The 12,076-nt window shown below is 41.9% G+C and carries 6 protein-coding genes and 1 pseudogene; all 7 read left to right on the forward strand.

The window, feature by feature from the left end; translation table 11 throughout:
- Positions 1–198: pseudogene (locus Q0688_RS14400) on the forward strand (hypothetical protein); the annotation flags it as partial.
- 124 nt (positions 199–322) lie between these two features.
- The gene (locus tag Q0688_RS14405) at positions 323–6,061 is read left to right on the forward strand and encodes a BapA/Bap/LapF family large adhesin (protein ID WP_299078053.1); all 5,739 of its coding nucleotides are present in this window, start codon (positions 323–325) and stop codon (positions 6,059–6,061) included.
- Between the two features lie 154 nt (positions 6,062–6,215).
- Positions 6,216–7,526, forward strand: a complete 1,311-nt coding sequence (locus Q0688_RS14410) for a TolC family protein (protein ID WP_299078056.1) — start codon at positions 6,216–6,218, stop codon at positions 7,524–7,526.
- Between the two features lie 12 nt (positions 7,527–7,538).
- Positions 7,539–9,677 carry a type I secretion system permease/ATPase gene (locus Q0688_RS14415; RefSeq protein ID WP_299078059.1) on the forward strand — a complete coding sequence of 713 codons (2,139 nt, stop codon included), beginning with the start codon at positions 7,539–7,541 and terminating at the stop codon, positions 9,675–9,677.
- An 18-nt stretch (positions 9,678–9,695) separates the two neighbouring features.
- Positions 9,696–10,862 carry an HlyD family efflux transporter periplasmic adaptor subunit gene (locus tag Q0688_RS14420; protein WP_299078062.1) on the forward strand — a complete coding sequence of 389 codons (1,167 nt, stop codon included), beginning with the start codon at positions 9,696–9,698 and terminating at the stop codon, positions 10,860–10,862.
- Between the two features lie 48 nt (positions 10,863–10,910).
- Positions 10,911–11,468 (forward strand): PepSY domain-containing protein, encoded by a 558-nt coding sequence (locus Q0688_RS14425; protein ID WP_299078067.1) that lies wholly within the window; start codon positions 10,911–10,913, stop codon positions 11,466–11,468.
- Positions 11,469–11,479: 11 nt separating this feature from the next.
- Positions 11,480–12,076 (forward strand): Glu/Leu/Phe/Val dehydrogenase dimerization domain-containing protein (locus Q0688_RS14430; protein ID WP_299078069.1); only part of this gene is annotated, 597 nt, incomplete at its 3' end.

A 12,076-nucleotide genomic window follows, 5' to 3' on the forward strand; every position in this document is an offset into this window, starting at 1 on the left:
GCAACAACCGTAGCAGAATACTTACGCCTTAAAGGTGTATTAGGCTTAATCGACATCGAAGGCAAAGGCGCTTCAGACCCAATCACCCAAGATTGTAACGGCCGCAGAGCTACCGCATCTCTTATTGAATGTTTACAACCAGATCGTCGTGTAAACATCGAACTGTATGGTATTAAAACCGAATACGTACAAGATTAGTAAAAACGACACATTACTAAAACAAACAGCTTAGTAAAAACGAATTAACAATTATAGAAGAACAGCGGCTGTGCTATATGAGTACAGCCGCTCACTCTAAACAGAATTAAAACAGGTAATCAAAATGACTGGCCAAGTTAAAATAATCGTACATAACTCAACAAGAGTTGTTGAAGAAATGACCCTAGTAAAAGGACAAAACTTATTTGTTCGAGCTATGGAAGACGTAACCTACGAAATTAAAGACGTAACAACAGGCACAGCTCCAGCCGAATTTGTTATTAAACGCATTGGTAACGACCTAGAATTATACCTAGATGCCGATAGCTCAATGCCAGACTTAGTACTTGAAAACTACTACACACTAGAAAACCCATCACCATTAGTAGGTGTAGCCGAAGACGGCCAGTTTTATACCTACGTACCACAAGTTGGTAAAGAAGAACTATTAGCCTGGAATATGGAAGACGGCGATGCGGCATACCAAAGCCTAGGTTACGAAACAGCAGGTTCAGCCATCCCTTGGTGGCCAATTCTGTTGGGTGGCTTATTGTTATTAGGAGGCGCAGCGGCAATTGCAGCATCTTCAGGCGGTGGTTCAGACGAGCCAGAAGATACTACAAAACCCTACAAGCCGGAAGTGGATCAACCGAAAAATGAAATCAAAGATGGAAAAGAAGTTACTGTAGTTACTGGAACGGGTGAGCCTGGCGCAACTGCAGTTGTGACAGACCCAGAAACAGGGGAAGAGATTGGCACAGGTGAAATTGATGAAGCGGGTAACTTTGAAGTTATAATTGACCCTGCAAAATCAAACGGTGAGGAGTTAGAAGTAACAGTTATTGATGGATCTGGCAATGAATCTGGTGCAGTTAATACAAATGCACCAGATACCACTGCACCAACCCCATTTACGGTTGACCCAACAGATGGTCAGTTTATTACGGGTACTGGAGAGTCAGGTGCAACGGTAACAGTGTTTGGGTCTGGTGGGGAAAACCTTGGCTCAAAAGTTGTTGATGAATCTGGCAAATTTACAATACCGTTAAATCCGACTCAAACTAATGGTGAAACATTAACAGTCACACAAGTTGATGAATCTGGCAATCCATCATCACCAGCAGTAGAGATCACAGCACCCGATATAACGGCTCCCGACGCACCTGACGTTACCAGTGTTGTAAATTCAGGCGAAGGTGTCAATGAAGTAACTAAAGTCACTGGAACAGGTGAGCCGGGTACAACAGTAAAAGTACTAGGGCCTAATGGTACAGACGTGGTTGGTACTGGTACTGTTGATGAAAGTGGTAATTTTACAGTTGACGTTACACCAGCCTTAAAAAATGAAGAAGAAATTACAGTTACATTAACGGATGTTGTTACCGCAACTAATCCAGACCCTAAAACTTCAGAACCAACCTCGGCAAATGCACCAGATACCACTGCACCATCTGCTCCAGAATCAATTAAAATTGGTAATGGTGACGAATATATCACGACTGATGAGATTGGTTTTGGCAACACGGTGCCAGTTATTGTTACATTGCCAGGTGATGCAAAAGCAGGCGATACGGTAAAAATTACGGATGGACCCAATTCAACCGAAATCGTACTCACAGCGGCTCACATTACTGCTGGTGAAGTCACGGGTTTAGTTTCTGCCCCACTTGATGGCGAAGGTCTTACAGTGTCAGCGATCATTACTGACGCAGCGGGTAATGAAAGCGCTCCAGTCTCGACAACAGCCAGCCGAGATACATCAGTCCCAAGTTCTGATGACAACAGTATCGAGTTTGTTGATGGTGATGGTTTTGTGAACAAAACCGAAGCCGGCGCAGACGTTGATTTGACAGTTGAAGTCGAAGACGATGCAACAATAGAAAGTATTGTGATTACGGATGAGAATGGTAATTCCGCTACTATCGCTACACCTAGTGGTAATACTGCTACGATAACAAGTGGCGCTTTAGACGGTTTAACCGATGGAAAGCTTACCGTAACAATGACGGTAAAAGATGCTGCAGGTAATACAGGCACAGTCACCGATGCCACCATACTAGATACCACAGCACCGATTGTTTTATTGAACCCACTGGCTACCAGCGATACAACACCAGAATTAAGCGGTACGGTAAATGATCCAGGCGCTGTTGTTAAAGTTAAGATTGGTGAAAATACATATGATGCAGTCAATAATGGTAATGGCACTTGGACATTAGCAGATGATGCTATAGAAGAGCCAGGCTTAGCTGAAGGTGCTGTCGATATTACCGTAACCGCTACTGACCCAGCAGGTAATGTTGGCACAACGGATGCTGAGGATGGCACCAAGCAAACAATCACCATTGACCCAGATGCAGTAATGGTTACTTTTGACGATCTCGTAACTAAAGAAACTATCACAGACCTGACAGGGACAGTGGATAGTGATGCTGCTGTTATAACCGTGACTATAAAAGGTCAGCCAGATCAAGTATTCAGTTCTAACGCGAATTCTGACAAATTTACCATTACTGATGATAATAATGATGGTACATATGAGTGGACTTTGGAAAATGTTACTGTAGGCGAAGGCAATTACCCTGTTATCGTCACAGCAGAACTTGCTGGTAATACCGGAGTCGCCGGTGGTAGCCTTATCATTGACCTTACTGGGCCTGAAAATGGTGATGGTAAAAACAGTATTGTATTTGATGATGATTTTGTTAACGCTTCAGAAGCTACAGCTGTGACTTTAAGTGGTAAAGTTGAGTCTGGAGCAACTATTAATAGCATCAATATCACCGATGGTACGACTACTCATACTGTTGCTCTAGCTGACTATACTGTCGTTGACGGCATTGTAACGGTAATAGGCCAAGATTTGAGTAGTTTGGAAAATGGTACATTGACTGTCACTATGGATGTTACAGATGCTGCGGGTAACCTTGGTTCAGTGACGGATACGACTATATTGAGTCAGTCTGAACCAGATGCCGATATTGAATTTGAAGAAGTTGACGGCGTATTTATGAGCGTCATCACAGGTTCGAATGCCGAACCTGGTTCAACAGTTATGGTTGAAGATGAAGACGGTAATGCTGTGGGTGACCCTGCACTAGTTGATGCAGCAGGTAACTATACGGTTCCATTAAATGATGTTTATATTGATGGAGAAGAGTTTACAGTAACCTTCACTCCTTCTGCCGGAGATCCTTTGCCGATAACGGCTCCTATTGTTGATACTCTACTTGCCGCCGATAATAATGAGCAACTGGTACTGGATGTCAATCCAACAAAGACAGATCTCGACCCGGAATCTAAGGTTGTGGTTTCATTTGTGAATGCCGGCACTGGTGGTGTTGCAACGGCAGATGTAATTGATATTCCCGATCTGAATTCTATGACATTCTCTGTTGCTGAAAATACCGAGCGTGAAATAACCCTTAAAGCAAGTGGTGGCGGTGTTTCTCTTGCGAATACATTCGATCTAATTATTTATAAATATAATGAAGAACTGGATACTTGGCAGGTAGAAGAAGATAAAACCGTTGAAGATTGGTTTACCATTATTGCTTTTTATGGAGAATCTCAAGAAACCAGCTTTGCTTTAACAGAAGGTGAGTATCGAGTAGCGCTATACAATGATGGTGTAGCTGTTGTTAATGGTATTACGCTTGAAACTGTCGTCAATAAAACTCTGGATTATAATGACCCAGAATCTGTTTCTGGCAATATCACAGGTAATGTGATTGATGACTTGGATGTGAACGCTGGAGATGATGTTGTAACAAATACGACAACAGTTAAGAGCGTTAATGGAACTCTACTATCAAACGATGGTCAATTAACGATCATTGAAGGCACTTATGGAACGCTAGAAATTAACGGTAAAGGTGGTTACGTTTACACGGTTAAATCTGGTTCAGTTGCTGGTCAAAAAGATGAATTTGAATACACTATTATCGATACGGCTAATCCAGAAAAAGGCGAGTCTACGGCTACCTTATCGATTGAGCTGACAAGAGAAGCTACTGATTTATTTATCAATACTCATACAGTCTCTTTAACGTTTGATCAGCCTACCCCAGAAGATATTACTAGCGAAGGTAGAACGGCTCCTATTACGAACGTTGGTATTGTAGGGGTTGGCTTAGGGCCAGTAGCAGATATAAATGCTATTCCGGATCAAGAACAGACGATGAACATTGTGGTTGATGAAAATACCGTAAGGGAAGTTACCTTACATGCAACCGGTGGTGGTTTAGGCGTCCTTAATGTTGTTTTTTATGATCTACTTGTATATCGCAAAGATGATTCTGGTAATTATGTATTAGTTCATAAAGAGGAAGATTGGTATCAATATTATGCTCCGCTATTGGTTGGTGTGGGTGTTAGTGATGAAATAACACTGACATTACCAGCAGGTGAATACATAGCCTTCTTGGAAGGTGATAACTTGGGTATCGATGTTGGTTCCGGTACCACAATGGCTGTAACTAAAGATATTTTAACCGATTACTCAAGCCTAGATTTAAACACTAGTACATCAAACGGTACGTTGGATTTAGGTGAGTCTGATGGGGTTGTTGGAACTGATAGTCTAGTCTTATCGGTTAATGGGACTAAGTTAGTAGACGGCAATCCAATCACTATCGATGGTGAATTTGGAACGCTGACTGTGAATTCAGATGGTACCTACGATTATGAAACTAAAGACAGCTTAACCAGTGCGGATTTTGGTAAAATCGACAGCTTCTCCTATATCTATAAAGGAGAAGATGGTGAAAGAGCCGCTGGTCGTTTGAATATAAAATTAGATGTCTCCGAGATCATGGATGATGCAATAGATTATACTATAGATATAGAAAACCGTGTTGAGACGGTGCTTGATGATTCGTATAGCACTAGTCAAATAGCTGCTCAGAATGTGACCCATAATTTCACGCTGGTTGATGAGACTAATAACGTTATTACACTTAATATTAGTGCCGATAACGTGGGAGCAGGAGAAACCACACTTTTCTATGAACTTGTTCGTATTGATGATATTGATGGCGTTGTTGAAAGAAAGGTTATAAGCACAGGTATTGCTACTGAAAATGCACCTGACTTTGGTGAAATAATAATCTACGGCAAAGATTTTGATACTGAGAATACTGAGAATACTGATGTCATTGCCGGTAACTATGAATTAGTTGTTACCAGTACACAGGTCTTGGCAAACCAAGTACGATTAAATGTTGATATAAACGTTGAAAGCACTTATATCAATGAGTATGCAGTTAAAGAGTTACCTGAGCAGCAAGGTAACTTATTTGATAATGATACTGGAAAAGAATATTTGTCAGACATGGTAATCAATGGAAAGCACATGTACCTTCAAGGCAACTTAGGTAACGATGATAACAGTGTAGAAGTTATTGGAAAGTACGGTACTTTGATCGTTAATAATGATGGTAGTTATACTTATCAGGCAAATGGTGAGGGCATTGGTGAAGATGTTTTTGAATACACTTTGACTTCTACTTTTGGTACGACTTCAACTGGTCAGTTTACGGTGACTGTCGGTCATAATGCTGATACTTTAGAAGGGTTTGATGAAAGTAAAGCAATATACCCAGATGCATGGACTGAAGAGCCAACAGCTGACATCGCTTCAATGTCTTTCGCTAGCTTTGATGAGCCAGCTGAAGAAGAAGCGGACGAAGCTGAGTTGCCAGATTTTGGTTCTTTAGTTGATGATTCTGATTCATTAGCACTTGATGGTGAACCTGTTGCAGGGTCTGCCGCTGCTTCCGAACCAGCGGTAGATAGTATGGCTGCTCCAGAAACTAATAATTATCTGGATGATAATACCGGTTCAAGTGATGTATTAGTGTAAAATAATCGTTGTTCGCTAGCGGTTAAAAAGAAAAGCAAGCTGGGGTAAACCTTGCTTGCTTTTTCTGTTATTGGGAACAGGCAATATTAAAAGAGTTACTTGCCAAGTTGTTGATAAAAGGTATTGAAAAAGGTGTTGAAAAAGGTGTTGAAAAATGAAAATGTTTAAGACTATTCAGTGTTTGTGTGCGGCCAGTACCGTTGCTTTTTTTAGCTCTTCTTCAATGGCTCAAAGTTATGCTTTGCAAAAAACCACCACGTTGTCGGACGCTGTTAAAACAGCGGTGGATTGGCACCCTAGAATCAAGCAATCTCAAGCACAGTTATTACGTCAGCAATTTTCCATCGATGTAGCAGAAGCGGGTTATTACCCACAAATTAGTGGCGGCCTTCAGGGTGGTTATGAAGGCAATGGTGGTGAAACCGGTTTTAGTCAGTCGGTAGTATTATCGGCGTCTCAGATGTTGTATGACTTTGGCAAGGTAGATCAAGAAGTGGCTTCGCAGCAGGCGGTTTCTCAGCAATACGCTGCGGAATTATTGATGGTCATTGATGAAATATCAGAAAAAGTAGCCAGTTCTGTTATTCAGGTTTGGCGGTATCAGTCGTTAGAACAAACGGCTAAAGAGCAGGTTGTGAGTTTAGAGAAAATCATGGACTTGGTTGAGGTTCGTTATCAAAAAGGTGCCGCGACTAAATCGGATTGGGCGCAAAGCCAAGCTCGGGTACAAAGTTCTAAAGCATTGACGTTGCAATACACCACGCAGAAGCAGATTTGGCAAAGCCGCCTTGCGAGTTTGTTGGGTGAAGTGTCGGGAGTGGTTGTATCCGAAGACCCAAGCAGCATCAATACGGCGACGTGTGATTATACAATCGAATCTTTAAATGCCGTGCCTAGATTGGCGATTGCTTTGGCCAAACAAAGACAGGCAATAGCAATTGCTAAGCAATCGGATGCTAAATTGAAACCGACGATTTCGTTAGATCCATCGGTCACTCATTATATTCAGCGCCCAGAGTGGGATACGTCTGCGGGTGATGAAAAAACAGATTATGCCATTTACTTAAATGTGAATATGCCTCTGTATCAAGGCGGGGCAATGCAAGCAGAAAAAAGTGCTGCGTTGGCGGCGGAGCAATCGGCAGATGCTGCTGTTTCTGATGCGCGGTTATCGATTATTGAGATTTTATTAGAAGCTTCTGCCCAAAAAGAAACTTTGCTGCATCATCGCAGTGTTTTAGAAGCCCGAGAAGAATACAGCAGACAAACACGGGATTTATATCAGCAGCAGTATTTAGAATTAGGCAGCCGTCCATTATTGGATTTGCTTAATGCTGAACAAGATATTTATCAGGCTCAGATGGATCAAATTAATATTGAAAACGATATGAGCTCTTTAGGGTTGTCTTGTGCGAATGCAAAAGGCGAGTTGAGAGAGTTATTTGAGTTGGTCGTAAGCGAATAAGGTTTTTGTAGAATGAGTGATATCCAAAGTAGTAATTCCATTAAAGCGTCGGAGCAATGGGGTGAAGGTTTATTGGCCGTTGCGCGTCATTATTTATTGGCGACGTCTCCCGAAACGATTAATTTACATTCGATGTGGATTAAAGGAACCGATACGGAAATTCAGCAGTTATCGCATCATATCGGTTTGTCGTTGCAATTTGTGCCATTAGCTAAGTTACTTGAGAGCGCGTGGTCTTGCCCATTTTTAATACATCTTAATGACAATACGGTTGGGGTTGTTGAGCGTATTGAAGAAGTTAGTTCCGAAACAGAAGAAAATTCTAAGCGCATTTGGGTGCGCTTTTCTGGGCAGGAATTTGCGAACCCGATTGCGGTAGATGATATTACCAATAAAATTGTTCGTGCAGCGGTTGCGCGTCCTTTGGCGAGTCGACGTGATGAAAGGGTGGATGATTATTTAAAACCCTATGAAGAAAGCTGGCTAAAACGCATTATCTTGATGGATATTCGCCCATACGGTCATGTGATGATTGCGGCTTTTATTGCCAATATGCTGGGCCTAGGGGGGATTTTATTCTCTATGCAGGTTTATGATCGTGTGGTTCCAGGTCAGTCGATGCCAACTTTATATGTGCTGTTCATTGGTGTTTTGCTTGCCACAGCGTTTGGTTGGGGAATGCGAATTTTACGCGGCAAGGTCACCAATGTGTTGGGTAAATGGGCCGATTTGCGGGTGTCGGATCGTGTATTTGGCCATGCTATTCGTTTACAAACTACGGCTAAACCTAAATCAACAGGGAGTTTTATCTCTCAGTTAAGAGAGCTTGAACAACTGCGTGAGTTGATTACCTCCAGTACTATTGGGGCGGTGACGGACATGCCGTTCTTTATTCTCTTTTTGGGTGTGTTTTTCATTATTGCAGGTCCGTTGGTTTGGATACCGCTTGCGGCTGTTATCTTGATGATTTTACCTGCGGTATTGATGCAAAAAAGATTGGCTCGTTATGCCAATGAAGCCACAAGAGAATCTGCTTTGCGTAATGCAATGTTGGTTGAGACGATTCAGGGTTTAGAAGATGTAAAAGCCTTGCAAGCAGAGCCACGTTTTCAGCAACAGTGGAATCATTATACCGAAGCCACGGCTAGTGCGTCGTTGAAGCTAAGAAACTTAACTAACAGTTTATTAACCTGGAGCCAAACATTACAAGTAACCGTATTTGCGGTGGTGGTTTTCTTTGGTGCGCCGATGGTTATTGCTGGGGATATTACAACGGGTTCTTTGGTTGCTGCGTCTATTTTGTCTTCTAGAATGTTGGCGCCGATGGGGCAGTTGACTCAGGTATTAACGCGCTGGCAACATGCGAAAATGGCATTAGAAGGAGCTGATAATATTATGAAGCTTCCGGTTGATAATCTGGATATTGAACAGCAATTCCACCGTCCTTTATTGAAAGGAAATTATGACTTAAAGAATGCTGAGTTTTCGTACGGTGAAGAAATGCCAACGGTTATTTCGATTAAAAACCTTAAGATTAAACCGGGCGAGCGCATTGCGATATTGGGTAAAAACGGTGTCGGTAAATCCAGTTTATTGCATGCGTTAAGTGGCAATTTGAAGAAAACGGCAGGGGAGGTGTTATTAGATGAGACTCCGCTGGATAAAATTGATGTTGCTGATGTTAGACGTGACGTTATGTTATTGAGCCAGCAATCTCGGTTATTCCACGGTTCTATTCGCGATAATTTGATGTTGGGTTCTCCTAAGGCCAGTTCGGAAGAGTTAGAGAATGCGTTGTTATTAGTTGGAGCAAGTACTTTTGTGCAGCAGTTACCAGAAGGTTTGGATCACCAGTTATTAGAAGGTGGTTTGGGCTTATCGGGTGGGCAGCGTCAGTCGTTACTATTGGCTCGATTGGTATTGCGAGATCCTCAGGTGATTATTTTGGATGAGCCAACGGCTTCTTTGGATGATGATGCAGAGCGTTATTTCTTGAAAACATTGGATAAGTGGTTGGGCAATAGAACTTTGATCGTCGCAACTCATCGCTTGGCTGCTTTGGATTTGGTGAGCCGGATTATTGTTTTAAGCAATGGTCGTATTGCTTTGGATGCGCCTAAAAATGAAGCGTTAAAGAAATTAAGAGCGTAGGTCAAAAGAGATAAAAGTATGAAATATAATTCGGTACAAGAAGACAAAGTAACACTGACTCGTTCTCGCTCTATTATTTATGTCACGTTTTTGTTAATTGTGGTGTTTTTTGTGTGGGCTGCACTTTCGCCTTTGGTGGAGGTTTCGACGGGCATTGGTAAGGTGATTTCTAGCTCTAAAGATCAGGTGATTCAGTCGTTAGAGGGTGGTATTTTATCGGAGCTGTTGGTTAAGGAAGGCGATATTGTTGAAGCCGGTCAGGTGCTTGCGCGTTTGGACCCTACTCAAACGGAGTCGGGTGTTGAGGAAAGTGCTTCTCAGTATCGTGCCGCTTTAGCAAGAAGCACACGATTGCAGGCGGAGCTGGACGAGAAGAGGTTGAGATTTCCTTCGTCTTTGGATGGTTATTCCGAGCTGATTCAAGAAGAGAAGCGTTTATATAATAGCCGCAAAAAACGCATGAGAGATACGCTCACTTCTATTGATTCTGCCATTGAGCTGTTATCACGAGAGCTGAATATTAGCCGAGACTTATTGCAAAGTGGTGCGGCGAGCCAGGTTGAGGTTATTCGCTTAGAGCGTCAAAAGTCTGATTTAGAATTGAAACGAATTGATAGTTTGTCTCAGTATATTGTTCAAGCACGGGAAGAACTGGCTAAAGCAAATGCTCAGGTCGAATCATTAACCTCTGTTTTAAAGGGCCGTACGGATTCTTTGCAGCGTTTGACCTTGCGCTCTCCTATGAGAGGTGTGGTGAAAGATATTTATGTCTCTACCTTGGGTGGTGTTGTCGCTAGAAACGGCGAGTTAATGCAGATTGTTCCTTTGGACGATAAGTTATTGGTAGAGGCTCAAGTTTCTCCCCGAGATATCGCGTTTATTCGCCCAGGCCTCGAAGCGTCGGTAAAAATCACTGCTTATGATTATTCGATTTATGGCGGCCTTGATGGAAAAATTGTAACGATTTCTCCGGATACCATTCGTGATGAGGTTAAGGCGGATGTGTTTTATTATCGCGTTAATATTTTAACGGATAAATATTATTTAGAGAATAAAAGTGGGGTTAAATTCCCGATTGTTCCCGGGATGATCGCTTCTGTGGATATTATTACCGGTGAAAAAACGGTTTTGGATTATCTCTTGAAACCGCTTAATAGAGCTAAAGAAGCCTTGCGAGAGCGTTAATTATTTATACAATTCCTATTTATAGAGTTTATGGCAGAAGGTGACGGAATGAACAGATTACAGTTAATGAAGATTCACTCGTTATTGGCGGCATTTATTTTCCCAGTAGCGATTATGTTTATGGTGACGGGGTCTTTATATACTTGGGGAATTAAAGGCAGTTATTTTGTTGAGACTTTTGATATTCCTTTAGAGCAAGCTATTCAGCCTGAGTTAACAGAATTGACGGTTTTAGCGGAGGAAGAATTACACAAGTTAGGATTAAGTGTGCCTTCTGGCCAAGCAAAAATTAAAACCATGGGCTCTCAATTCACATTAGAGTGGACGGGTTCAGATAAGGATATTTCTCTTGCTCCTACCGACAATACTTTAGTCGCTCAACTGACGGTTAAAAAGACAAGCTGGTATAGAAATTTAGTGCAATTGCATAAAGCAAAGGGTGGAGTGATCTTTAAGGTTTATGCGGTGGTTTTTGCAATTTCTATGTTGCTGCTATTGTTTTCTGGTTTTATGATGGCGTGGCAAACACCTAAATTAAAACGCATAACGTCGATTACGTTTGTCGCTGGAATTGGGTCATTTTTTGTTTTTGTTTATTTGAGTTAAGCCTATATCTTATGAATTATATTCACCAAACTATTTCCGATTTAAAACGTACCAGCCCTGCACAGTGTGAATTCTATCAAGCTGTTGAAGAAGTGCTTTCATCAATAAATCAGGTAGTAGAAGGTAACAGTGAATATCAACAGCAGGCAATTCTAGAGCGGTTAGTTGAGCCTGAAAGGCAAGCAATATTTAGGGTTCCTTGGCTTGATGATGACGGCAAAGTGCAAGTTAACCGTGGTTTTAGAATCGAATTTAGCTCAACTCTAGGCCCTTATAAAGGGGGCTTGAGGTTCCACCCGAGTGTCAATCAAAGTGTGGTGAAATTTTTAGGCTTTGAGCAAGTTTTGAAGAATGCACTCACAGGGTTGCAATTAGGAGGCGCTAAAGGCGGTGCTGACTTTAACCCTAAAGGAAAAAGTGACAATGAAATTATGCGTTTTTGTCAGTCATATATGACTGAACTCTATCGTCACATAGGTGCTAACACAGATGTTCCTGCTGGTGATATTGGCGTTGGGGCGAGAGAAATTGGTTATTTATTTGGTCAATATAAACGGATCACTAATCAATTTGAAGGGGTACTAACTGGTAAGCCTGAGATTATGGGA

The sequence above is a fragment of the uncultured Paraglaciecola sp. genome (assembly GCF_937123705.1).
Lineage (GTDB): Bacteria > Pseudomonadota > Gammaproteobacteria > Enterobacterales > Alteromonadaceae > Paraglaciecola.